The sequence below is a fragment of the Paenibacillus sp. FSL L8-0158 genome (assembly GCF_038592965.1).
In the GTDB taxonomy this organism is placed as follows: Bacteria; Bacillota; Bacilli; order Paenibacillales; family Paenibacillaceae; genus Paenibacillus; species Paenibacillus polymyxa_D.
This window is the reverse complement of record NZ_CP151949.1, coordinates 1008501-1034533: the sequence shown is the minus strand read 5'-3', so window position 1 is coordinate 1034533 and position 26033 is coordinate 1008501. Positions and strand designations below refer to the sequence as shown.

21 protein-coding genes and 1 riboswitch are annotated in these 26033 nt (G+C 46.9%); of the genes, 2 read left to right on the top strand and 19 right to left on the bottom strand.

Translation table 11 applies throughout. The features are described 5' to 3' along the window. Positions 1 to 89 precede the first annotated feature (89 nt). From NSQ68_RS04655 to NSQ68_RS04610, 10 genes are all read right to left on the bottom strand, one after another. Positions 90 to 761 carry a methionine ABC transporter permease gene (locus tag NSQ68_RS04655; RefSeq protein WP_307353917.1) on the bottom strand — a complete coding sequence of 224 codons (672 nt, stop codon included), beginning with the start codon at positions 759 to 761 and terminating at the stop codon, positions 90 to 92. Beyond that, positions 754 to 1479 carry an ATP-binding cassette domain-containing protein gene (locus tag NSQ68_RS04650; RefSeq protein WP_342428125.1) on the bottom strand — a complete coding sequence of 242 codons (726 nt, stop codon included), beginning with the start codon at positions 1477 to 1479 and terminating at the stop codon, positions 754 to 756. The genes NSQ68_RS04655 and NSQ68_RS04650 overlap by 8 nt, the downstream gene beginning before the upstream one ends. 139 nt (positions 1480 to 1618) lie before the next feature. Further along, positions 1619 to 2410, bottom strand: a complete 792-nt coding sequence (locus NSQ68_RS04645; protein WP_342428124.1) for an energy-coupling factor transporter transmembrane component T — start codon at positions 2408 to 2410, stop codon at positions 1619 to 1621. After that, positions 2385 to 3836, bottom strand: a complete 1452-nt coding sequence (locus NSQ68_RS04640) for an ABC transporter ATP-binding protein (RefSeq protein WP_342428123.1) — start codon at positions 3834 to 3836, stop codon at positions 2385 to 2387. Before NSQ68_RS04640 ends, NSQ68_RS04645 begins: the two co-directional genes overlap by 26 nt. After that, positions 3836 to 4432, bottom strand: coding sequence for an ECF transporter S component (locus tag NSQ68_RS04635; RefSeq protein ID WP_307353921.1), 597 nt, complete (start codon positions 4430 to 4432; stop codon positions 3836 to 3838). The genes NSQ68_RS04640 and NSQ68_RS04635 overlap by 1 nt, the downstream gene beginning before the upstream one ends. Before the next feature lie 249 nt (positions 4433 to 4681). Then, a riboswitch (TPP riboswitch) is annotated at positions 4682 to 4793 on the bottom strand. Between the two features lie 43 nt (positions 4794 to 4836). Next, positions 4837 to 5634: a TatD family hydrolase gene (locus tag NSQ68_RS04630; RefSeq protein WP_342428122.1), complete on the bottom strand. Its 798-nt coding sequence runs from the start codon at positions 5632 to 5634 to the stop codon at positions 4837 to 4839. 20 nt (positions 5635 to 5654) lie between these two features. Next, positions 5655 to 8264 (bottom strand): polynucleotide kinase-phosphatase, encoded by a 2610-nt coding sequence (locus NSQ68_RS04625; RefSeq protein WP_342428121.1) that lies wholly within the window; start codon positions 8262 to 8264, stop codon positions 5655 to 5657. Continuing rightward, entirely contained in the window at positions 8261 to 9703 is a 1443-nt protein-coding gene (locus NSQ68_RS04620) for a 3' terminal RNA ribose 2'-O-methyltransferase Hen1 (protein ID WP_342428120.1), read from the bottom strand. The genes NSQ68_RS04625 and NSQ68_RS04620 overlap by 4 nt, the downstream gene beginning before the upstream one ends. Before the next feature lie 21 nt (positions 9704 to 9724). Further along, complete coding sequence (locus NSQ68_RS04615; RefSeq protein ID WP_342428119.1) at positions 9725 to 10543, bottom strand: nucleotidyltransferase domain-containing protein; 819 nt, start codon at positions 10541 to 10543, stop codon at positions 9725 to 9727. A 19-nt stretch (positions 10544 to 10562) separates the two neighbouring features. After that, a complete protein-coding gene (locus NSQ68_RS04610) occupies positions 10563 to 12131 on the bottom strand; it encodes a limonene hydroxylase (RefSeq protein ID WP_342428118.1) in 1569 nt (522 codons plus the stop codon). Between the two features lie 199 nt (positions 12132 to 12330). Here NSQ68_RS04610 and NSQ68_RS04605 point away from each other — a divergent pair, with 199 nt between their 5' ends. Together NSQ68_RS04605 and NSQ68_RS04600 are read left to right on the top strand one after the other, a co-directional pair. Next, entirely contained in the window at positions 12331 to 13656 is a 1326-nt protein-coding gene (locus NSQ68_RS04605) for a WYL domain-containing protein (RefSeq protein WP_342428117.1), read from the top strand. Further along, the gene (locus NSQ68_RS04600; RefSeq protein ID WP_342428116.1) at positions 13631 to 14431 is read left to right on the top strand and encodes a WYL domain-containing protein; all 801 of its coding nucleotides are present in this window, start codon (positions 13631 to 13633) and stop codon (positions 14429 to 14431) included. Before NSQ68_RS04605 ends, NSQ68_RS04600 begins: the two co-directional genes overlap by 26 nt. Positions 14432 to 14516: 85 nt before the next feature. Here the strand turns inward: NSQ68_RS04600 and NSQ68_RS04595 are convergent, their stop codons facing one another. The 9 genes from NSQ68_RS04595 to NSQ68_RS04555 form a co-directional block, all read right to left on the bottom strand. Further along, positions 14517 to 15494: an aldo/keto reductase gene (locus NSQ68_RS04595; RefSeq protein WP_342428115.1), complete on the bottom strand. Its 978-nt coding sequence runs from the start codon at positions 15492 to 15494 to the stop codon at positions 14517 to 14519. Positions 15495 to 15630: 136 nt separating this feature from the next. Then, a complete protein-coding gene (locus NSQ68_RS04590; protein ID WP_307353932.1) occupies positions 15631 to 16389 on the bottom strand; it encodes a TraX family protein in 759 nt (252 codons plus the stop codon). Positions 16390 to 16435: 46 nt separating this feature from the next. Next, positions 16436 to 17215 (bottom strand): LytTR family DNA-binding domain-containing protein, encoded by a 780-nt coding sequence (locus NSQ68_RS04585; RefSeq protein ID WP_307353934.1) that lies wholly within the window; start codon positions 17213 to 17215, stop codon positions 16436 to 16438. Then, positions 17212 to 18450, bottom strand: coding sequence for a GHKL domain-containing protein (locus NSQ68_RS04580; protein ID WP_307353935.1), 1239 nt, complete (start codon positions 18448 to 18450; stop codon positions 17212 to 17214). The genes NSQ68_RS04585 and NSQ68_RS04580 overlap by 4 nt, the downstream gene beginning before the upstream one ends. Before the next feature lie 228 nt (positions 18451 to 18678). After that, positions 18679 to 19275 carry an accessory gene regulator AgrB gene (locus tag NSQ68_RS04575; RefSeq protein WP_342428114.1) on the bottom strand — a complete coding sequence of 199 codons (597 nt, stop codon included), beginning with the start codon at positions 19273 to 19275 and terminating at the stop codon, positions 18679 to 18681. Between the two features lie 9 nt (positions 19276 to 19284). After that, complete coding sequence (locus NSQ68_RS04570; protein WP_342428113.1) at positions 19285 to 21078, bottom strand: ABC transporter ATP-binding protein; 1794 nt, start codon at positions 21076 to 21078, stop codon at positions 19285 to 19287. 14 nt (positions 21079 to 21092) lie between these two features. Beyond that, entirely contained in the window at positions 21093 to 21650 is a 558-nt protein-coding gene (locus NSQ68_RS04565; RefSeq protein ID WP_016819877.1) for a DUF5823 family protein, read from the bottom strand. A 15-nt stretch (positions 21651 to 21665) separates the two neighbouring features. Then, positions 21666 to 22937, bottom strand: a complete 1272-nt coding sequence (locus NSQ68_RS04560; protein ID WP_107735013.1) for a lanthionine synthetase C family protein — start codon at positions 22935 to 22937, stop codon at positions 21666 to 21668. A gap of 10 nt (positions 22938 to 22947) precedes the next feature. Next, positions 22948 to 26031: a lantibiotic dehydratase gene (locus NSQ68_RS04555; protein WP_342428112.1), complete on the bottom strand. Its 3084-nt coding sequence runs from the start codon at positions 26029 to 26031 to the stop codon at positions 22948 to 22950. Positions 26032 to 26033: the final 2 nt, after the last annotated feature.

Below are 26033 nucleotides of genomic sequence, written 5' to 3'. Positions count from 1 at the left end.
AATCCTTCTCTCCGCTTTTGAGATACTGTAAAGTCATTTTTATTTCCCATAGTGAGTTGTGCAAGTATAGTGAAAGTTACAATTCCACCTTACCGCTTGTCGATCCGGCGGGATATGGTGCTTCCGGTAAACTGGATCATTTGTACGAAAATAATCATGACGACGATGGTGAACGCCATCAAGCCTGTTTCAAAACGCTGGTAACCATAGCGGATGGCAAAATCGCCTACCCCGCCGCCGCCCACAATGCCCATCACCGTGGAGTAGGAGATGAAGCTAATGGTGGATGTGGTCAAACCCAGTACAAGCCCGGAACGAGCTTCCACGTACAGAAATTTGAAGATAAGCTGAAGGGTGGATGCCCCCATAGAAGTAGCGGCTTCAATTACACCCTTCGGCACCTCGAGCAATGATTGCTCCACCAGTCTCGAATAATAGGCGATGGCCACCACTGACAAGGGAACCGTAGCAGCCATCGTACCCAGCGCCGTCCCTACGACCAGACGTGTAAATGGAATCATAAACACGACGAGCAGCAAAAACGGGAACGAGCGGATGACATTGACCACACTGTTCAATAGGGTGAACAGCAGTCGATTTTCATATTTTTGCCCTTTGCCGCATAGATACAAAATCGTTCCTGCCGGAAGCCCTAACAGTACAGCTGCTGCGATAGAAATCCCCACCATGATAAACGTCTCTCCGATGGCTTTCCATATCTCAGACTGATATTGCGCAATGATGCTCAGCATTTCATTCATCAGCTTCACCTGCTTCCGCTGTTGAACCTACCGCAGTGTCAGCTACACGTTGCGTGGAAAGTAGCTGTCCATCCCGCATTTCTGATACACGGGTACAAATATTGCGTACCACGTCCATATCGTGCGTTACGATTACAATGGTAACTCCCAGTTCACGGTTGATCTCCCGTAACACGCCCAGAATATCCGCGGTCGTCTGCGGATCAAGCGCCGAGGTCGGCTCATCACACAGCAGCACCGCAGGACGATTCGCCAGTGCTCTGGCTATCGCCACACGTTGCTTTTGCCCTCCGCTCAATTGTGCCGGATACTGTTCTGCTTTATCAGCTAAACCGACGAATTGCAGGCATTCGCGCACACGTTCTGCTCTCTCTTTTTTCGCGACACCTGCCAGTTCCAACGGCATTGCTACATTTCCACTGACCGTCCGATTGTGAACAAGATGATAATGCTGAAAAATCATCCCTATGGATCGCCGCGCTTCACGGAGACGTTTTTCCGGCATGCGAGTCAGATCTTCCCCGTTCACAACCACGCTTCCCTCATCCGGCCTTTCCAATACATTCATTAACCGGAGCACGGTAGACTTACCGGCACCGCTGGCACCTATAATACCGTGGATTTCCCCCTCCTCCACTTGAAGGGACACGGATTGAACCGCATGAAATTGGCCGCTTGAGGTGGTATAATGCTTGCTTACCTGATGCAGCGAAATCATGAAACCTGGCCTCCTGATGATCCATTTCTCAGGGAAAATGTAATAAGCCCGCCAGCCCAGGCGGGTCTGTACGAGCCGTCAATTCCCATTGCATTAATATACCACAGAGCAGAAAACGGGCAAAGCCTTTTGACAACAATTAACGTACATCCCACACCCCCACATAAGGAAAGTGGATACCGAGTCCCCAAGCCAGCGTAAGCATGACAACAAAATAGAATATGAATACAATATCTACAGCCGAATAGCCAATTGCATAATAATACGTGCGTTTGGTTTCATTGGTAAAACCCTTGGCTTCCATAGCAATAGCAATGCGCTGAGCACGCCGAATACTTTGAGCGAGTAACGGAATCGCATACCTGCGAAGCGTGGCATACATATTCCATTTGGACACATGCTGATGTAAACCTCGAATACGGTGGGCTTGTCTCAATGCCTGAAATTCCTCCACCATCATGGGCATCAACCGCATGGCTGCCAAAAAGCTGTATGCATACTTCGGAGGGAGCTTCCATTGCTGCATCAGTGAATAAAAAAGGTCCACCGGACGAGTCGTTAAACCAAACAGCAAACCTACCGCAGCCATACTCAGCGCACGAAAGCCCAGATGCATGCCTCGGTAAAAGCTTTCCTGCGTAATATGGATCAGGCCCCATGTCCACCAGGTCGTCATCCCTTTGCCGAACATCATCATACCCGTTGAAGTTGAAATAAACACCAATATAAAGGGAGATCCATACAGCAACAGCCGCTTCCATGGATGGCCTGACCAGACAAGCAGCAGTAGCATAGCACACGCAACATTAAACATGACATTCGGATCATGGATGACTATAACGACAACAAACAGGATGGAAAACATCACAAGCTTTAGGCCCGGATTCACGCGATGCAGCCATGTTTTATGATGGGGAAAGGACAGGTTCATACTGTAATTCCCCTTTCTGAATCCGCCATATATCGGTACAATATCGACGGACAATTTCCGGGTCATGCGTGACCATCACAATGGCCGTGCCTGCCGCTCTCAGCTGCTCCAACATATCCAGCATGACAAAGGTATTACGCGCATCCTGCCCAAAGGTCGGTTCATCGAGCAGCAGCACTTCCGGCTCACGAATCATAGCCGTAGCAATACTCAACCGTCTTTTTTGGCCCAACGAAAGCTGATACGGATGACGCTCGTCCAACCGCTCCAGTCCGAACTGTATGAGCATCCGATTGACCCGCTCCCGGCACTGTTCGGCGCTAAACAAGCTTTTGGGTAACGAATACTCTAGTTCCTTTCGTACGGTATGCGCTACGAATTGCAGCTCGGGATTTTGAAACGCGAACCCGATACGCTCTGCCAGTTGTTCCGTACTGCCTGCCTCAATTCCGCGCACGCTATAACGTCCCTGTGTGCGAAGTAAGCGCATCATGGAGAGCAGCAACGAGCTTTTGCCAGCTCCGTTTTCACCAACCACGCCAATCCAGTCGCCAGGCTTCACCTGCGCTTGCTTCACATAAATGACAGAACTCAACCCTCGAAGTCCACTAAAATGTTCCAGCTCCAGCAAATCAATCCCCGCACCATTCTGTTGCGTCACAGACTCCCTCCAACGCGGTGAAGACGATTCATCCCATACTCCCGGATACCACACGCCGTACTCGGACAATGCCTGCCGATGCACATGAAATACTTCTTCGGCCCTTCCATCCGCAATGATCTCCCCTTGAGCGGAAAGCACCACAATCCGATCCACATCATGGACAATTTCATTAATTTTATGTTCCACAATCACCAGTGTCTGGTCTACCGAAATGTTCCGAATGGTATCCCACACCTGTGTAGTGCCTTCCTCGTCCAACAAAGCCGTGGGCTCATCCAGAAAAAGCACTTCTGGCTCCATAGCCAGCACAGACGCAATCGCCAGCCGCTGCTTCATTCCCTGTGACATGCTGCCAATGGGCATATGTATATCATCCGTCGATAGACCAACCTGTATCAGCAGCTCGCGAATACGGGATCGCATTTGCTCACGAGGAACCTGATTATTTTCCAACACAAAAGCCAGTTCCTCGTCTGCATATGACATACAGAATTGCGTATCAGGATCTTGAAATACAATACCTGAGACACTTGGGATTACAGCAGCATCGCATTTCATAGGCACTTCTATCGTGCGTGGAATCAGACCACTTAACACTTGGAGCAGCGTTGATTTACCGCATCCACTCGGTCCCAGTAGCAGCAGCTTTTCCCCCTTGCGGACAGACAAAGACATATTGTGAAAAAGCAGCTCTTGCTCACCGGGGAATTTCAACCGTAGACGGGTGATCGAAGCCACCACATCTTCGGTTGCCCGGCTCATCAATCCAGCCCCTTATAATCTTGTTCCGTTGCAGGCCTCAAACTTCGCGTGACTCCGGTTACCTCCAATGCCTTAGCCAGATAGAACGCGAATACCCCGGCAATCACAATGCTGCCAATCATGCGAAAACCAATATACAAAACATAGTTCCAGGTCGATAGCTGATCAATATACCCGTAGCTGAAGTCTAGAATCAGAGAAGTGACAGCCGCCCCAGCCGCAGCTAGCGAAGCAACCCACAAGTTTGCGTTCCGATACAGAAAAGCTGCAAAAAACAGCTCCGCTCCCAAGCCTTGCAGCAGGCCATAGTACAAAGTGGACATGCCCCATTCGCTTCCCAAAAAAGCACTGACCGTTGCCGCTGCCACCTCTGCCAAAATTGCAACACCCGGCTTGCGAATGATGAGATAAGCAAACGTGCCTGCCATAAACCACATGCCATACATCAGTTGCTCGGCGTGTAGACCAAATGGTTTCATCAAATCATAGGCAGGCCCCCATATTTTGTAGATCAACCCGAACACAACAGCGATCACAATCGTGACCAAAATATCCGTCAGTTTCAACCCTTTGGACGCTCTTACAGCAGTATTCATTATTGCGTGCTCCCCTTTTTCCTTATAGTTGGCCTCTTGGCCATAAAAAAAAGCTTGTCTGGAGCTGAATCTCCAGGCAAGCTTTATGCGCAGTAAAAGGTAAAGCACCATACAAAACATCATTCGTCGATATGCCTTATATAACCAGTAGTCTAAACTACTACAATGATACCAAGCCAAGTCAGGGTCAAGGTAAAATGCTAGGACATACATTGAATCTATCGACAACCGCAAAAAAAGGCGGCATTCCTGTATAGTGTTCTTGGTTTCTCTACGCTGGCATTACCCAGATCAGATTTCACGGTCAGTGGCAAGGGCCACCCTCTCAGCCTGACTTTCTCAAGCTCCCGACAATGCTTTTTTAATTCACTATAATATATACCACATCTATGGCTTTGACAATCCTATAATCCGAAGAAACGTTTAGCCGTTTCCGTCGTCGCGATTTCGATCTCCATCACACTTCGGCCTGTACATTCGGCTATCGTAGCAGCAATGTGAGCGAGATACATGGGCTCATTACGCCCTTCTTTGGGCTTCACGGGCAGATTACGCGGGGTCAAAAATGGAGCATCCGTTTCAATCATCAGACGGTCCAAGGGAATATCTCTGACCAGTTCACGCAGATGTTTCCCCCGCCGTTCATCGCAAATCCAGCCGGTGATTCCGATATACAGTCCCATTTCTACATACGTATGCATTTCCTGTTCAGTGCCGGTAAAACAATGCACCACCGCTTTATCGACAAGCCCTTGATACTCCCGAAGCATAGCGACAAAGTCCTCATGTGCATCTCGTTCATGCAGAAATAACGGCATATTTAGCTCACCCGCCAGTTGGATTTGCTCTCCAAACCATCGACGCTGCACATCACGCGGAGAAAAATCACGGTTATAGTCCAATCCGCATTCCCCTATGGATACGACCTGCGGCTGACTCGCCAGCTGGCGGAGCTGCTGAATCGTGTCTGCGCGGCAGTCTTTGGCATCATGGGGATGCACGCCAGCCGTCGCATACAGCTTGCCCGGATAACGGGCCGCATACTGAGCAGCCTCCCGACTGCTGCGGACACTGGTCCCGGTAATAATCAGCGGTGAAATCCCTACAGCCGCGGCTCTCTCTACCACCTGTTCCCGATCCGCATGAAACGAACGGTGCATCAAGTTCACACCAATATCAATTAACGGTGTACCCCTTTCCATCTCAATCCCTCCCTCGCAAACTACAATCTTGGATCAATCGGCTCTGATTCCAGAGATAGCGCGGCAAGGACGCATTCATGAATACGATCTACCGTATCCTTGCGGACAAAACGTTCCACGCCTTCCATACCAAGCGCTCCTTCCATCAGGGCATGACGCTCTTTTTTGTTAGTTCGACGCTGCTTCAGACGCTTTAAATTCTCAGGGGCAAGATAATCCATACCGTAAATGATGTGCAAATACTTCCGGCCTCTCACCTTAATTGCAGGCTGAATCATCTTGTCCCGATTTTTCATCAAAAAGCGTTCCGGCTTGATCACAATCCCCTCATGACCATCCTCTGTCATCTCGGTCCACCAGCGAATGACCTCTTCCTCGCTTGCTTCATCCGTGATAGCGCGATACTCTGTCTCCATAAACAGGGAGGACAGCCCAGCCAGCTCCCGGTTTTGCTCCATATGCCAAATATGAGAATGGTCGAAAAAAGTCTTTCCGCTGTGTGCCAGCGTATGAAACGGTGCGATACGAATTTCATCCAGACCGTCCACATCCCAGCAATATTTTTGAAAAGCCTCTTGAAACGTTACGGCATTCGCATACTTCTGTTCCATTTCCCCCAACCAGTCTCCAACTTCTCGACCTGCAACCTTCGCCTGCTTCAGCTTGTCTACCAGCTTACTGCGATCCAGCAGAGCTGCTTCCCCCACATGCGCATACTGTGCAGCAATCAGTTCCCGAGCCTTGAGATTCCACGGCACAATTTCCGCATCCAGCAACACAAAATCCGTCTGGTTCCGTTCAAAATATCCAGCAGTCCGTAGATCCACATTCAGCTTCTCCAGCACTTGCTTCCCAAGGCTTTGTTCAAAGAAAGCTCTCCCGCTCCGACTGTAGATCGTGCCTAATGTCGGGTATCCTACATACTCGACAGCGGCCTGTTCGTTTTTGAATAATAGTAGAATAGCCCGGCTACCCATATGTTTTTTCTCAGCCACCATCGTTTGTACGCCTTGCCCGCGATAATAAGCTAGCGCCTCACGTGGATGCTCCAGATATCCTTCCTCAGCAGACACCGCTGGAGCAGGACTCATCGTCGGTGGAATATACACCAGCTCCTCCATGGGTACAGTTACATGTGACACGGTATCTATAGCGGATTTGATCCATTCTCCTTGTACGCGCACTTCGCCATACGATTCCGTCAGCACACTGTAACCAGCGATGAGCTTGCGCAAATTCGGCGGTGAAAACCGTTTTCTCTGCCAGCGGACAAGTGGGCTATCGGGATCATTCGCATAATTCTCATGTGCCGGAACGCTGACAAATTCCTTTTCCGGATAACGATAAGCAGTCAGCATACCGCCAAATACCACACCCTGATCAATATTCACCGTCTGGTTCACAAGGGTAGGCTGCGGTCTCGGATCATGTCCCCATACTACTATTTCTCCCGATTCATGGTCTACGAACCAATCCTTGCGGATTGGTTTTCCGTTCGCGTCCTGTCCTTCCGTATCTCCATAACGGCAATAATCAGAAATACGTGCCGACTGTTTGCCGATAAAATGATCCTTAATCCCGGCATGAGCCACGACCACGTGTCGCAATCCATTTCTGCCAAAAATAAGATGAGAGGGTGCATGTAGCAGAAAATCCCTTAACTCGCTTCTAAGCTGTTCCGCCGCTGCCTTGCCCGCTTTTTGTTCATACTGGGCCAGTTCCTCTGCAAATCGTTCATCCCCATGACTGAGAGTCACCTTTCTCCCATCAAGGTAACGGCCGATTTTCCAGCCATGATTGCTGTCAATCATATACGCTAGTCCGGCATCCACATGCTTTTTCCAGAACCGCACCGCTTGTAGCGATTCGGGGCCACGGCTCATCACATCCCCGACAGATACTAGTCTTCTGCCATCTGGATGATGGTATAATCCTTCCGTATCTTCCGTATATCCTAGCCGCTCTACCACTTCCAGCATCTCACGGTAGCACCCATGGATATCACCAATGATGTCAATCCCTGAGCCAATCTCATGAAACAGTGGCTGCGCACGGCGAACAAAGTTCATTTCTTCTACATCCTTGAGGACATAGCAAGCGTTAAAACCTTCCTCACGGATCCCACGCAGGTTCCGCTTTAACAGCTGTGCCTGCTGTTTGACCCGTTGGCGTCCACGCGGATGCTCCCTGCCTGAATCACGTTCCAGCAGCACAGATTCGGGTACGTCCAGCACCAAGGCCATAACAGGAACATGCGCCTTGGCTGCCAGCTGTACATATTTTTGACGATCCTCAGCATATAAATGGGTGGCATCCACAACCGTCAGCTTATTCAAGCGACAGCGCATAGCCAGAATCGTATCCATCGCCTCAAACGCCTTGGCTGACATTTGCTGATACTCATAGAACAGTACGTCCGATTCCAGTCTTGGAAGTCCACTCCAGTCTATAAATTCCGTATCTCCGACCAGCTTGCGAAAATGATCCGAGGATACCACTTCTGTCTCCAGTAGAATCCCTTCGCTCACCAGCCTGTCCAATAATGTGGTTTTGCCACTGTTGGAGGCCCCCACCAACACAACCAGTCCAGCATGCGGTAAATGAATCGTACGTTTGGATGAATTGCTCATGCTTCCTTCTGCTCCTTTCTGCGCGTAAATATAGCCATTTGGGTCGGTTGTCCAAAGCCTTCGGCCTCTTCTCCGATCCCCTTCAGCGCTACCGAATAAGGAGCTTCCACAATCCACTGCTCACATCGTTCCTGAAACTCGCTTCTACTCCATTCAAAACGGTGATCGCTATGCCGTAGCTCTTGCTGATTCATACGATATACTTCATTATATTCACGATTGGGAGTCGTCACGATCAGCACGCCCGGCTGATACTCCGTTACAATCGTCTTCATCACCCGATTCAGACGATGCTCATCCACATGCTCAATGACCTCACATAGGATCATCACATCTTTGCCCCGCAATTGTTCATCATAATAAAAGAGTGAGCCCATCATGGGTGTAGGACTGATAGCGTCAGCATGTCTTTCCAGCTTGGCAAAACGCTCCACGGCTCTCACCTGTGCATACGCGGACGGCTCCACCGCCCAAATCTCTTCAACGCCCGTCATTCGGGCCATCCGAGCCGATAGCTTCCCTTCCCCTGAACCAAAATCTACGATTTTCTGTCTGCGAGGCAGCTTGCGAATTACGTCCATAATAGCCTGATACCGCAGCTCATTTAGCCGTACTGTAGGCTGTTGCTTCCCTTCCTCCTGTGGCTGTTGAATCTGTTCGTGCTTATCCTTTTGAGCTTGGACAGTATCTTTTTCAATATGTTTTTTAGTGCCTAGTTCAGCCGAATCAGATTGCTCAAATTGCTCAATCAGATTGGTAAAACGAAGCGTGCGTCGAATGATAAGCTCGCGCAGCGGATGCTCTTGCAGCCAGCCCTCACCGTAACGTCTCAGCTTGTCAAACTCCTCTTCACTAATGTAGTAGTGCTTATAGTTATCCAACACCGGAATCAACAGCAATAACTGACGTAGCGCATGCTGCACCGTCTGATGGCCACTTAACGTAACATATCTGACAGTGCTTCGATTTTTCAGCTGAAAAGAATAGTCCGCTTCCCCTCGTTCTATGTCCACTTGATAGCCCAGCGGAGCAAATAGCCCCTCCACCACAGCATCCGGCAAATCCGAAGCAACAGGCCCAAACGATAACTCCAGCGCAAAAGGGTGCGTCACCCATCCTGCATAGTCTTCCTTGGGTTTACCGTTCAGGGCTGTGCCAAGCGAGCCACGAATATAAGTGCAAAATAAGCTGCTGGTTACAAACTCCCGGTCATTAATATATTGTGTAATATCATAGCTGTCCGGACTGTTTTTGACTAAATCAATCGAATCTGGCGAAGCCTGAATGACGATCTCAGCCTCTTCCTCGGTAAAAACGGTGTACACCATGCGTACACGTGCGCCTTTATCTGTGCGATCATACGTATTATAAGGATTCTTAGCAAGCAAATGCGAAATCATCCCTGCATGGGTTCCGGTTGCTTTTAGCGTGATGTGCATACTCCACTTCTCCTTCTCAGCTTATACTTTCCATACTTCATTCACCGCAGCGCGGAACAAATCATCCAACTGCTGATCACGTCCACTCTCCATATGCTGAAGCAAGGGCGCCTTTTGTTCAAAATAAGCAATTTGCTGCTGGATAAAATCATTCACCACCGAAAGTCGTGGCTCCATATCCAGTTCCTCGCCCGCTTTTTTACGTTGCAGCAAATGTTCGATCACCTGATAAAGTTCGGTATCGGCCGGAATGAATTCCTCCAGCAAGTCTACGAATTCCATCGGAGGTATGCTGTTGTGATGTTCAATCCAGCCACAGGCCAGCAACGGGCGCAGCACGTAAAAATACTTTTTAATCTTCACCTGTTCTCCCTGCAAATAATCCCGATAATTTCCCCGCGCCATATTCAGATAATGGTACATACAGGACTTCGGAGAGAAGGTTAACGGCGAGATCGCACGAATCTGACCAGCCACTGAATATTGCTCCAGATAGGGAATCGGAGATTGCAGCCATTCCAGCAGAGGCGGATTGGATTTGCGGAACAAATGGAGCGCCTTTTTCAAATCCCAGCCGTTCATATCCAACAAATCGCTGACTGGCCGCTCAATCACATCCCGCTTATCAAAAATAGATAAATACCATTCTATGGGTCTTACATAGATAAATCGTACATCATAGTCACTGTCCTGTGAAGGAAACCCCCACGCCCGACTACCTGATTCACAGGCATATACAATGCGCACCTGCTCCGCTTGCTCCAACGCGCGCAACTCACGCAAAATCGTCTCACGCATTTCCGGTTGAATGAAACCCTGCCCATGCTTCACATCTGTCATGTTGTTCCCTCCCTTATCATTAAAGTATTTCCCGAATCTGTTCTCTAATCGACTCCTCCGTTTCAGCTACCGATAAGCGGCGAAGGCGCTCCATCGTCTCCTCTCCCCACATCTCAGAAGGCCATACCTTGAGCACATGAAGCGCTGCACGGCGATTGGAGGTCACCGGACTCCAAAGTCCGGCAGCAACTAACTCTTGTCCCATTCCGTCGTAAGAAGACAATAGTTGCAACAGCATACCCAGACATTGATGCGCTTCATACTCCGGTCCAAAGCCCGGCACATCAGCAGGACCGGAAACAATCTCTCCCAGAGGCAAGTGCTTTTCTGCAAAAGTCACCAGCTTACGAGCCCGATGTTCATCCTCTGTCTTGATGAGTTCAAAGTACAGATTAGGCTTGACTGGGTATTTGCTTAATTGATCAAATAGCACAGGCCATACATCTAGTGCTAGCATTCGAGCTACGCGAATGGCATAGTAGAGATGCGGTGAATCTGAATGCTGCAGCTCCTGCTCTACCAGCTTCACCCACTGCGGATCATCCATCATCTGCTGGCAAATCGACGCGTAACGTTTACGCAATTCCGGCGTCCATTCATGCTCATAACGTGCCTCCCATGAATCGTCCTCTTCATCCAGAAAGTCTGCTATATCCATAATGATCGTAAAATGCTGCACAGTCGTACACATCGCCTTGGCATGACGAAGATAGTTGCCTATGACCATAGCGGCATGCTCATAATCGTCTATACTTTCCGCAGGTCCACCTGCGGCCAGCAAGGCCGACAGAATATCGCCTGCTCCGTCAAACAACTCCTGATCAATCTGCGGAACGGCGATGGCTGTATGCAGCTCGCCTTTATGAGCGCACTCATAAGCAAGATATTCATACATGACATTATTGCGGAATCCTTCCCGCAGTAGCCAATCACGTATTTCCTGACGCGCAGGCTCCAGCCGTTCTACTACGTGAATTCGTCCCCAACCATGTACCTGTGAGGCTAACCTATACAACTGCTCATTGGCCTGCTCCGAAATATTACGGATGGCCACAGCCGCATATAGCGTGAATTCATCATGTTGGGCTAGCGTTAAAATAAGCTCGTGGTGCTGCTCTGTCTCTAGCAATCCAAGCAGCGCAATACCGATCTTCACCACATTGCGGTGTGCTCCATGTTCAGCCAGCCAACGCGCTTCCTCATACAATCGATCCGGCTGAATTGCTGGATGCTCGCGTACCGCATCTAGCAGCGGATCAATTAGGCTGAGCGCATTTTCCTCCATCAAACGTACATACGTCTCACGTCTCGTCTTCATCCCTGGCTTGCGGCATTGTCTGGACAACAACTGCGCCAGATCCTTAATTTTGTCAGTCTCTCCATCTCCGCCAGCGCCATGATGCCCAAACGCTCCATCCAACCCTCCTGCCACCCAACGCATCGTGTGACCTGCCCAATATTCTTCATCATCCGGTAAATGATCATCCGTAAGCCTGCCCTGAGTATCCACTCCCTGCATAATCGTTTCATAAATCGAAAGCTTGCCTACCCATGGATATAACACTTCATTTTTGCGTCGTCCAAACATGTTGCATCACCCTTCTGTTATGTATTGCTTCTTATTTCATCGTGCTATCTTATATCCCTATAATGCTTTATTTTGGTAGTCGTGAACATGGTGGAAGTATTACAAGGAAGAATAATTTCCCTTTTTCCTGTTTCCCTTCCCTGTTAGAATAAAGGGATACTTGCTTTCGGAGAACGGCAATAGAAACGGGGAATGCATCATGGCGAGAGAGAGTTTTGATAAAGAAATTCAATTCCTGCGTATGCTCACATTGACCAGCGGCGCTTATAATCGGCAGCAATTTGCAGACAGACTGGGCATTTCGGTGCACACCTTTGATAAAACAATCCGGCGTCTCAAGGAAATCGTCCACTCTGTTCAACAGCAGTTGCCTGAGAACCAGGGACATGATTTTAATGAGATGCTGCGCTTTAATTACTACGAATCCGCTGATCCACTACTACTATTCTTGTTTCGGGCCAAATCTCTCAAGGAATCAGAAAGCGTCCGCTTAACTCTTCTGCTGACAGCGTTACAGTCACAGCCTATGACCACTATGGAATTGCTGGATGCTTGCTGCAACGGACTGCCTTCCGACAGTTCGCTACCGGATGAGAAGACGATCCGTTCCGACCTGAAATATCTGGTCGAAGTCGGCGTAGTTCGCAAGGAACCCGGTGGCAGACCTTACCGCTATGCTGTTCGCAACGATCTGGTGACAGGACTGACGGACGAGGAATTGCTGGACTTATATGATTTTGTAGACATTATGGCCAACACCCAGCTTCCCTCTGTTCAGGGATATCTGTTGCGAGATCATCTAAAAAAAGCCATGCGCCGTCAAACCGGAGATCGGGATATGGCCGAACCTTTTTTATATAAATACCACTATTATTCACGTATTCTGGACGAAGCCCATATTCATCCGCTTCTACACGCCATTCGGCAACGCCGCTGTGTAACTTTTTTATATTTTTCGACATCCAAACGAAGCATCTACGGGTCACAGAACACAAACCCGCTGTTTGAAAAAGAGACGGAGGGCCGTGAACACACCATTCTGCCCCTGCAAGTCATCTATGATCATCAATATGGACGTTGGTATGTGCTTGGTCATGTAGGCGGTAAAGGAATCATGAAATTTCGTATGGAGGGCATGACTCAATTGGTGGAGGGCAAGCCTGTACCCGAGCAGTTTCATGCCGACCTGCTAGCGGTATTGGAAGAAAAAATGCGGTACAGCTGGCTTGTTGATACCGGTCGTCCTGTGAAGGTACGGGTACGTTTTTTTAATCCTGAAGGTGCGAAGCGCAACTTTATTCGGGAACGTGTGCTGTCACAGGGACAATGGGGTACGATTACGGAGGAAGAAAGTGAATCCTTTATCTATGAAATCACAGTGAATGGAATCACCGAGATTAAACCGTGGATTCGCAGCTTTGGATCAAGCTGTGAGGTATTGGAGCCTCAGCGGCTGCGTAAGGAATTCAGACAGGAATGGAAGGAGCTGCAAGCCTATTATGAGCCTGTTCGAGAAAATATTTAACTACCAGATCGTCTCTCGGCTGGATGAATCGGGCGCTTTTGCTACCACATCGCAGGAAAGAGTCTGGCTCCAATCTATGCTGGCAGACTCGGCAGCAATAGAGGCTTTCACCCCGTCTACGCTTAATAAGCTTCGGCAGATGCTCGCAGACGACGAGCCGCTGGAGGCTGATGGAAGTTTGCGGGAAAAAGCAGGTATCCCTGCTGTCTCGGTATACCATCCACTCCTGCGTGAATTGCGTCCCATTCTGCGATCCCGTTCAGGCATCTGTATGACCTACAAACTGCGCAACGGACGCATGCATGAGCGAATGTCCGGTTTTCCATATAAGCTGGAGTTCTCCATGGTCAAAAAAGAATGGAGCCTACTGTGGTATAACCGCAGACACCGTGCGCTCATGTCTACCAAGCTGTCTAATATCGTGAACATCACGGAAGATGAGCTTCTACCCGAAGAGGCCGAAAAATTCACCCAACGTATACACGGTATACTGGAGTCGCGCAAAGAGCAAGGCATCATCGAAATTATTCCTATATACAACGGGGAAATGTCACGTATTCTATATGCTTTTTCCTGCTTTGAAAAAGAGGTCGAATATGTTCAGGAAGCAGATACCTATCGTATCACACTCACTTTCCAGGCAGACGAATGTGAATATGTGCTATCCAAAATCCGTTTCCTTGGCAAACGTGTCAAGGTCGTCCAAGGCTCCCGGCTGATCTCACGAATGAAGGAAACAACGGCCAAGGCCCTTGCACGCTACGAAGAGGAATAGTTACTAAGGCAATATGAGATGCATCCATGTAAATAGGCCCTCCCTCCGTCTGTTAATGAGACGAAGGGAGGGGCCTTTAAACGAGTTATGGCAAGGCTTGTCCGCGCGCACTGACGTACAATTCATACCATTCCTCACGGGTCATCAGCTCGCTCTGGCGTTCCGCATCCTGACATGCTTTGATACGTTCAGGATTGGCGCTGCCAATGACAGGCTGAATCCGTGCTGGATGTTTCATAAGCCAGCCCAGGACGATCGCTTCACATGTCGTTTCCTTTTCAGAAGCCAGCTTCTGCACCAGCTCTGCCGTCTTAACGACATGCTCAGGCTCCCCTTCCAAAGAACCTCCGCTAAAACGTCCCTGCGCTAGCGGTCCCCAGGCTTGGAGCTGAATATCCTCGGTTTGGCAAAATTCCAGCAAACCTTCGCCAAAATGTACATTCGTCCCCGCCTGCTGGTTCACATGTACGGTCTGATCTACAAAATGCAGATGCGCCAGGCTCATCTCCAGCTGATTAGCGATCAGCGGCTCCGTCAGGCTACGCTCCAGAAACCGAATTTGGCTTACATTCATATTGGAAACGCCAAAATGCCTTACTTTGCCGGATGCTGTAAGCTCACTGAACGCCTTCGCTACTTCTTCCGGCTCTACCAGCGGATCGGGGCGATGCAGCAGCAGGATGTCCAAATATTCCGTACCCAGGCGCTTCAGGATACCATCCACGGACTCCATAATATGGGCATATGAGAAATCAAAACGGCCGGGGAGCGTACCATCTGGCAGAAAAATGCCACATTTGGACTGAATTACGATCTGTTCACGCAAGCCCGGCTGTCCCTTTAAGATCTGACCGAAAATTTCTTCCGCTTTCCCCATACGATAGATATCCGCATGATCGAACATTGTAATCCCAATGGATTGTGCAGCTTCTACAGCTCTCTCTGCTTCAACGACATGCTCCTGCGTAAACGGTGCATGGCTCCATTCACCACCAAAAGGCATACAACCAAGCGCCAGCCGACTATCGGAGATTCCACGTTTCTGTAAAGGCATAATCTTCATGCTGCTCCTCCTTTAATCTTCAAAGTATTCCTTCCTTCATCAACATCGAATAGTTCGTCAAACCGCAAAAAATAGACGGAAAACATGTCGTTTCCCGTCCAATTTTTTATTTTAGTTACTTATTAGACAGCCCTTCTTATATGTAATAATCAATAGCCAACTTCAGCAGATAAAGCGCGAGCAAATGCAGCGGATAAAACAAATAGAAAAAGGTTCGTGGGCCTTTTCCCCTCTCTCCATTATATCGGGATAGCAGAGGGAGTGCAAAAATACAGGCCCCGCCGATCGCAAACGGATAAAGATATTCGTTCATTGTGCTGGCGTTGATGCCCATGATGCTGAGCGAATCGGGAACAGCCCATATAATGATGACTCCGAAAATGAACATAAGCGCAATTATTGCAATAATCCATCCGTTGTAAATCTTCTGTTGTTTGCGAGCCACATAGAAAGCCAGAACCAGGAGCACTCCAATTACACTCCAGTCTCCCAAAAAAGAGACTACGCAAAGAGCCGAAATCGCCAAGTATTTAAGTACAGGATTGGTCGTGTTGTCATAGAACCATATTGCCAGTAGGCCCATCAACAACGTTAGCATGATGTTTCCCGAAGTATACCAATCTTTAAATACCAATCCGTAAGGCACCACACTGGCTAGCCCGGTTAGAGCAAGGCGCATTGTATATTTTTTGAAGCTTCTGGTATGGATATATCCTTCGGCTACAAAAAAAGCCATGATAGGCAATGTAATTCTGCCTACCACCTGAAAGCCCAAAAAATCGGCAAAAAATAGCCCTCCAATATGATCAATTAGCATTGCCAATACTGCAATTAATTTTAAACTGGTGGCATCAATGCCTTTCACCTCTGCTTGAACGGATAACCTTTGTTCCATATTCCTCCCCTTTTCTTCCCGAAGGACTATGCCCTCCGTATCTATTCTATTCGTAAACAGGTCTGTTCAGGAGGCTCTGGTCTCCCATCTTATCTAGGAGGTGTTTCAACAATTGGCGGGAAACGGGAATAATGCGCCTTGCTTCTCCGGAATTCTGATTGGTTTGAAAAATGATCTCCTTCTTGCTCTTATCTATAGATTCCACCTTCATCAGGTTTACGATAAATGCCCGATGACACCGGAACAACCTTGGGTCCTTAGCCTCAATATCTTTCAAATCGCCGTAAAACTCAAGAGTTCTGTTTTCGGAAACCAGACGGATTTTGTGGGGAACACCGGTTGTTTCAAAGTAATAAATGCTGGAGAAGGAAATTTGAAATTTCGTAAATTTATTGTCGAGTATAAACCAATCGTTGACATCCAATACAGGCTTTCTTTGATGGGCAACAGCAAGAACTTCTCTGACTTTTTTTTTCATTTCATCCTGGGTAGCATCCTTGATAATGAAATCAAGAGCTGCTACCTTGTATTGGAAGGTAAGCGGAGACAGATGACCGTGGGTAGTTACAAAGACAATATGCCCATACATATCATATTTTCTGATTTCCTGGGCAACTTCCAGTCCCTTCATCTGGCAACCCGAGATTTCAATATCAAGGAAATACAAGTTATTCGCACAAGCTTTAGATTCAAAAAGCAGGAGATCCGGCTTACTGGTGACAATGAGATTGCTGCAGCAGATGCCAAGTTCCTCGCAGCTTTTACGGACCATCTTTTCCATTATGCGCTGCTGGATAAACTGATCTTCCAGGATAAAAATATTCATGATGTCGCTCTCTTTATAATTAATGTTTGCGTGAAAAAATCCGGTTCCTTTTTGGTATCCAAAGTGACATACTTGTTGCTGCGCAGCACCTTTGCTATATTGTACAAGCCAAGACCCCGATTGTCCGCTTTCGTTGAAAAGTTCCGTTTGTAGAGATCATTCACCTTAATCCCGTCAAGTGCAGACTGATTATAAGAGTTTCGTATCGTCACCGTCTGAATATCGTCTTCATGGATCAGCACAATATTTATGGACGGATTACAGGTCTCCAGTGCTGCATCGATTGCATTGTCCAGGAAACAAGAGATTACTCTGCAAAGGTCTATAATATCCATATACATTTCACTGATACCGCTCTCAATTTCCAGTTTCACGTCAATTCCACGCTTCTTTGCCACCAGCATCTTGGAAGTAATAATACTCTTGAGCTCACTCACGTCCAGATTAATCAGGTTATCCAGACTATAGGAATATCCGTTCAACTGTGAAGCAGTAGGTTGGATAGAACTCTCATATATCCGCTTGATCATTGCCAAATCCCCAGTTCTGATCCCCTCGTCCAGCATTAACAGGATATTGGTATAGTCATGTCTGAAGCCGCGGATGTCTTCGTACATTTTTTCAATCTCCATAATATAAGCCTCCAGCTGCAGGTATTGTTCCGTCTTGTTCTTCTCTAGCTCACGTTCACGCAGGAAGCGATACAGCCAATTGATCGTCATCAGGAAGATGGAGGTCAAGCCGATCAGCATCAACACAATCTTTAATCTGCTTGGATACGGATTGTTGCTTTCACACTCCGAATAGATAATGAGTCCGAGTCCGATGATCCCCAAGACCAAGATTAAAGAAGCTCCGACGATAAGCTTAATCCGATATAACTTCAAAAGCCTGACCGCCGGAGTAGGAAACAAATAAGACACAAGCTTTCGGAGCGCCAAGTAGATCAGCGGAGGTGAACAAGCGGTTAGGAAGGGCGCCGTCCATTTGTTTTTATATTCATAAGGAACCGCATAGCTAATTACCGTTATGAAATAACCCAGCAGTGTCGTAATAAAGATGGTAAGGATGGCGTAGAAGCCTATGACCCACAAGGATTCATATTTGTCGGTCAACCACCCGTATAATGCCAGTAGCACAGATAGAAATAGGTAAACAATCAGTCCGAAGTTATCCAGAGCTGTTATTCCGATAAAATAATACATGACCAAAAACAGCAGCAGCTTATAATTCATACGGAAAACGCTTAGACCATTGCCGCTGACCATATGATATATTACAAGATAGCTGGTGTATTGCAAAAAATAAATGCCAGATGTAATCATTTTTTGATCAATTTCCGAACTTTTGGATTGACTGGTTCATAGAACAACCCGAAACAAATCCCTCCTCCTTCACCTCTTTTACTCATATGCTCCAGTAGCTTAGTCTTGAGTCTCTGGTTATGGTTGTTTCTGTGTTCTTTAATATTCTTGATATTGTTCATAATTGGCATAACTCCTTCTCATTATGGAATAGAATACTGGTGTGATGACAACTGCTTCAAGAAACAGCCCGAATATTAACCAAGGATAAAAATCTAGTGCGATGGCCACGAAAACAAACACTATACTTAAAAAGATAGCTTGTAATCTGCATAGTCTTCTGAACTTCGGATCCACCAATGGATTGCACTCCGTATCGGCCGGAGCGTATCTGGCAATCAGAATGATAGAAAGCAGACAGAGCGTCGCCAAAAAAATGCGGTTCCATTCTACTTCCTTTAAGAGCCAGGGAACAAACACAAAGGTCAGTAGACTGACCCAGGTGCAATGATGCGACTTGCGAGCATGCCAGCCAAAAGACTTTCGCCGGACCACTGTATAGGAAAGCAGAATCGCAGCCGTTTCGGCTAATACACTGAGCAAACAGGCACTGACCAATACAAGAAGTATTTTTTCTGTGCCAGCCAGTATGTTCTCCAGATAATAAAGCACATAAGCACGCTTCTCCGCTTCCAATTCTTCGTCTTGAAAGTATTTATCAACGATCCACGTTGACAATTGATGATACAACGCCACTGCCCCTCCCTAACTTAATTGTGCGGGAAGCTGGAATTGAACATAATCACGATATTTATCATGCCAACTCATTAATTCGTGATGCGTGCCTACCCCCGTTACTTCTCCTTTATCCAAAAAGATTATCTGGTCCGCTTTGTAGATGGTTGACAAACGATGAGCGATAACAATGGTCATTTTATTCTTGGAGAGAAGCTTGATTACATCATGTACAAGCTGCTCTGACTCGCTATCCAGATTGGCGGTAGCTTCATCAAACAGCAGAATCTCATGGTCTGAAAGCAAGCATCTGGCAATCTGGATTCGCTGCTTCTGTCCCCCCGATAATTTGACTCCCCTTTCTCCAACAAAGGTATCCAAACCATCCGGTAATTGATAAATTACCTCCTTCAAGCCTACTGTATCAAGAGCCGCATAAATCTCATGGTCATCCGCGTCTCTGTTTAGGCCATATACCAGATTGTCTCTCACTGATCCTACCAGTAAGTCACTATCCTGCATAACATAGGATATTTTGCGACGCCATTCTTCCGTCCTAATCTTATCCAAATATACATTATTGTAATAGATTTCTCCATTATATTCTGAGTAAAATTTCTCTATTAAAGAAAATATTGTTGTTTTTCCCGAGCCGGAAGGCCCTACGATCGCTGTAGTGGTACCGCCTCTGAAGGTTAACTCCACGTTGGATAATACCGGTTGGCCCTGGTTGTACGAGAAAGAAACATTGGCAAAATGCAGGATATCCGAATTCTGATCATGACTTTTCATGTCCGGCACACTGCCTAACTTTTCTTGCTTCTCATCCTGCTGGTTATATATGGTATAAATTTCCTTACTTGCTCCCTTGGCCTTCTGATACTGCGAGAAAAAACTGCTGAGCTGGGTCAGAGGCGAAACCATTGTAAACAAATAAAAGATCATGGATACCAAAGTACCTGTAGTGATATGTCCAGCGGCAACGCCGGCGCTTCCATACCAAAACATTCCTACCAAAGCTAGCATGATGATAATTGTGACAATCGGCTCAATGACAGCTGACAATATTCCCTCTTTGATGTTCAAGCGAAAGATACGTCCAAGTATCTCCCGAGTATATTTCATTTCAAGCTTTTCCGACGTCGTCGCTTTAATGAATCTGATGTTATAGAGAATTTTGGATAACTCACCGGAAAAATCTGCGGCTGCATCCTGTGCCTCAATCGCTACTCTATTCATCCTTCTTCCAATGGGATAGATTAGTAGCGCCGTTATAGGAATCAGAGCAACGAGTACACTCATTAATCTCCAATCCAACACAAATAACATGATGATGCAACCAGTGACCATCAGGACATCAGCCAGAATAGAAGGCAGAGTGATAGCCAGAAAATTACTTACAATAGCAAGGTCGTTCGTCATTCTGCTGATGATTTTGCCGTTCTCGTTGTTATCAAAATAATTAACCGGCAAATGGATAATTTTTTCCCAAATTTTCAGTCGCAGTTCCTGAAAAAACTTGCTCCCCACATATCTGAGGAGCAGAGAAGACACGGCGTTTAAAATCCCTCCGGCCAGAAACAGCGAAATAAGCACAGCTGCGGTCTGGATCGTCAGCTCCATAGCTGAGATCTTATCGACAAGCTTGCCTGTAATGATCGGCAATACTAATGAAAAAGCGGCGGAAATCAGTGTAAATACGATGCTCCAAGCAAGCGCAAGCTTGGGCCATCTCGCAATTTTGATTAACTCCAGCAAGGAATGGGCCGTTTGTTTTTCTTCACCAATCTTTTTATATGCCGTGCTCTCCATATTCAATTCCATTATGGCTTAATCACCTATTTCTCTTTGTGATTTTCGTATTCTAGCAAAAACTTCATTGCCATTGTATAGACACCTGCGGCTATCGCTACCATGACAATATAGGAGAGCGACAGCTTGGTTCCTATCCAGTCCGTTTGGTTGCTTAATTGGAACAGTAAGAAGCACACGGCGCTTCCGGCAAGAAACTCCAAAGAGTAGGAGAATTTCCGCCCTCTCTTCAACCTATCTAGTATAATATCCACTATAATTACAGCGGATGTAAGCATAAAAGAAATTTTATACAGCATAATCTTATCTCCAGCAACAATCTGCTGATCCTCAAAACTTGCAAAGTATCTGGCCAAAATTGTACCGATTACTAGGTATAATACGACAACTAGCACATTTATTCCGACACATTCGGCTGTGCTGTAGGTAATAGTCCCTTCGCTTCGTTGAACCAGGGTCGCTGCCAAGCTTGAAATAAACAGGACCAGAAACCAAATATAAAAATATGCATCCAGTTGAAAAGAGAGAAAATCGGTAATCAGTCCCACCATGACTGTAATAATTTCTTTTAATAAAATGAACATTACCGTCTCCTCCTTTTAGCTAAATACCAGCATCTGCTTCCATGTACTCAAGTTCTCATTATCACAGGTCAGCAGTGTCAGCAATACACCTGCACATCCATCGAGCAGCCCTACTTTATCGAGAGATAACGGATCATCGACGCTTCCCTCAAGGTCTGTAAAGGGTACTGCCTCTTGAGTATTCCGGTATGATAACATACGATGCAAAAAATCATTCTTGAACGGTATGGCTGCCGTACGGCTGAAATGGTGCTGAATCAGGAGCAAGCCTGCATAGCCGTGACAGATCGTCGGTGAAATTACCTTTCTTAGCGAATCTGGTCTGGAGTAGACGGTATTGAACAATTGCAGAGCCTGCTGCTGCAGCGCTTTGTCCTCCAGGGCCAATCCCAGCCGGAACATAGCCACAGAAGCTCCCGGTGTGCCGTAACACCATGCATCTCTGTGATAACCTGGATTCCGACTAGTCTCTGCGGATTCATCCGGTGTGAACATATTAGGTATGACAAGGGTGCCGTTCCACTCTCTGATATTTCCGAGTAGAAAAGTCTTGGCAACTTCCAGTACTTCTCTCAATCCTGTTAACGGGTAGCGGCGGAGATGTGCAACAGCCAGCAAATTAATGGCTCCTGTAATTCCGTGCGCCATGCCAAGATTATAGTAAATGGTCTGTTCGGGAAGTTCCCCGAAATGTCTCAGCTTGCCTACAGCATCCGTAATCAGTTGAAGGATCTTAAGGAGCACCGCATCCAGCTTCCCAGCGTATCTGTCTTGGCGTTCCTTAACCTCCATTAATGCAGCTGCAATCCCCGTCCATCCTGAAATCAAATCCAAGTCGCTATCCTCAATCAAGGAGTCTTCCAATTTCCCCCTTGTCTCCTCATAGAATTCCCCATAGCTGCTAAGAAACATATCCAGCGTCTGTGAGAGCACATTCGTATATCTTGTTGAACCTCTTGAACACTCGTTGAACAGATAAATAACACCTGCCAATCCGGTATACAGTGACAATGAATGGAACGGTATATTGCCGATTAAGCGCACAATCTCCTGATTGTACTTGAAAGCAAGCGCATCCCACCCTTCCCCCGGGTAGACTTCATCTAGTTTATCCAGAAGAAGGCTGATCCCGGGATATCCTGAAGCCAATGATATCAGCTCCATTTCAGGGTAATCATGCATGGCGTGCTTCTTGATTAGCAGGGTTACAGTATCTATATCTTTGTAAATTTCTGCGCTTTGCCTGACTATTTCAGATAAATTTCCCGGGACTTGTTTGACCGCCATAAGCTCCTCCTCAATAAGCAACATGGTATTTGCTTACCTGTAAATAATCTTCCAAACTGTAGTAGCACAGGTGTAGGGCAAGCTCTTCCTTTTCCCGGTCCAGGCCGAACACTCTGTTGCAGAACATGTGCATGATGCTGAACATAATATCATCGTAATAATTGGTTCTGTCGTCAGCTTCCCGGATAGCCGTGAAATATGCAGCGTATTGCCGCAACCTGTCGCCTGTATCGCTTGCTGGCAAGGATATGGAACGGGTCTGTTGAATTCTTTGGAATAGCGCTTCTTTGTGTTCCCGATACTCCTGTCTGAATTTCTTTGGATCAATAATCGCAGCCATAGCCTTCAATTGATCTTCTGCCAGCGGATACGCGCAGTTCACAACCTCAAAAAGTCCGGTACAGCAAAATAACATCTGATCGGTTGCATTAATTGACCTCTTGCCTGCATAATAGCCTGAAACTAGATAAGAATCGATAGCAAATAACCTCTCCGCTTGTTCAATGAAGGCTGCGCCGCCATACCGCAAAATTTCAGGCCGGTAAGGAACAACCGAATAGGAACTAACCAATCCGGACGAGGTTACAGTATTCAGGAAATCAAAAACATAGTTCAAGGCCGTGAAACGCTGATGCTCTACGCTTCCCGACATTTTGCACCTTAGCCTGATATGCGGCTCCTTATCTGCATACTGGACAAAAAAAACCTGGTCAATGAAGTACTCGGCGCTATTGTCCATGAATGTCTTAAATGCACTGCCCAGCAAATCGGTTAGCATTTCCTGATTGTAATATACCTGCAGGGATATCCAATCCGAACCTGGATAATAAACGGCATTCACCGAAGAACTCAGCACTTTATTTAAGCTTTTATCGGTAGCCTGTGCAGACAATCTGTCTATCGGCAAGTACTGAAACATCGGGCTTTTGCAAAAAAATACGCACTCCTCCATATATCGGTTAGCGGAAGCGAACAATTCTTTCTCCGTTTCCATAATAACGGCCGCCTTGCCTTCCGGATTCCGGGTATATTCTTTGTGCAAAAGCTTTCGATGATGATGGCGATCCAAATCCAGCAACAGCTTATTGTCCAGCTCCACCAAATATACATATCGCGGAATGTTATACTTTATGATCCAATCCTCCAGAAAGGCCAGAAACTGTTCTTCGCTCTGGAGCTGTTTATCCGCATATAATGTCCATTTTTTGGGGCAGATGATGATATTTTTATAGGTTACTCTCGGTGTAAAAGAAGAATCATAGAGATACTCCTCCAGATGGGACCATCCGGTCTGATACTGCAGATTAATATCATTCAGAAACCGGATCAGATAAGGCGCCAGCTCTGTATTGTACATGCTGCTGAGTTTGGGAAATACCAGTTCGCCTGTTTCCCTGTGCTTCAGATAAAAGTATCCGGAATCCTCTACCCCTACCAGTAATTTGGAAATGTCCAAACTCCGATTCTCGGGGAACGTGGCCATATCCATGGATTGATCCGGTGTTGGGCCTGCCGTCATAATATTAGTTATTTTGGGGCTGAATGGGTAAAATGAGATTTCAGCGGCGCTCTCCCCTGCTTTCTGATCCTTCGGGTTCCTGACAAAACGGAAGATTTCATCACGGCTATCTTTGTCAAACATGTAGGCAAATCTTCCGAAGCTCTGACACGCTTCCAATGATCCGGCTCTGTTGTTTAAATAAAACGTAACTTCACCTTGCTCATTCTCCATGCAGGAATAATACAAATCGAACGAGACATGGACATTCTCCAGACTCAATTCAGACAGCTGTTGGATTTTGGCCTCGTCAAGCACGATATCCGAATGATTGGCAAGCGCTTCAGTCTGCCACTCCGCAATTAGCGCCTTAAGCTGTCGGAACCTGCCTTCATCCTTATGCCTGTACTTATTTCCGTTCTGGTAGTGGCTCTTGTACTCTTCAGGTTTGCCGAGCCCCAACGTCTTACTGAACAACTGCAATAAGGGCACTTCTTCATATACTCCGTACTTCTCAGTAAATTGCTGACGATAGTCGGAAAGTGTATCCTCTTTCCTGTACGTAGAAAGCATGCTCAATATTGAAGCTACTAGGGCCAACGCTTGCCTATCGCTGTCCGACAAGTGAATTTCATTTGCCTGATTCAGCCTTACGTCTATTTTGACCAAGTCGCCCTGATAATCGGGAAGGATAAGCTGGACTAGTTTTCGGACAGCCTCAATGCCTTCGCGTTTGACCGCAGCAACTGTGATGTCCTGAATGGCATGTTCAACTCTCTCCAAAATATCTGCGTAATATGCTGCCTTGGGAGCAGCAAGCAGCTTTAGTGTACGGATCAGATGCTCCAGAGGAGCGCTATCCCGAGGATTGGGAATCATCTCACTTACCAAAAAGCCTTGTTCTATCAATTGCTGCAAAAAATCTGTGCTGATCGTGTCATCCACGCCGAAGGCATCTTTTATAGCTTGCATAAGCTGCAGAAAAGTCTGCTGCTCGTTATCAAGGATCTTCATGATGAAATCTATGACCGGGGTTTTGAGAATAGATATATTTTCAGTGCTTCGTTCCTCCTGATCTGCTGCAAACAGAGTCTGATAAGAGATGACGAGCCTGTGATGGTCAATGTAAGAGGTGTTATTTACACTCAGTCTCAATTCATTGCGGACATCCGCATCCCCATGGAAAAGCCCTATTAAGCGGTAAATTAGGCTATAATCCGGAGTTGCCCAGACGATATGTTCTCCGGCGCCTCCCGTGTTTTCAAATCGGGAAATGCCTACTCCCGCGAACAGTCCAAACGGTGTTGGTCTACAAATTGCCCGCGAAATGAACTTGCTTAGACTAAGGATAAGATTTCGCTTTTTTTTGGACTTCAATGTTCTGCCTTGTTCCAAGCTTTGCAGTGCAGCGTAGGTCGAGGGGCTGGAGACATAAATGGAATCCATCAACCCTTGCTGCTGAACGAACCGTACAAGTCTGTCAAGATATTCATCATCATCTAGTTGTTCATGATCAAATATCCGCGTATAATACTCCATGCCAAGCAACGTCTTCCGGTACATGTAATTTTCTGAGATTTCAAAGTTCTCCAACATGC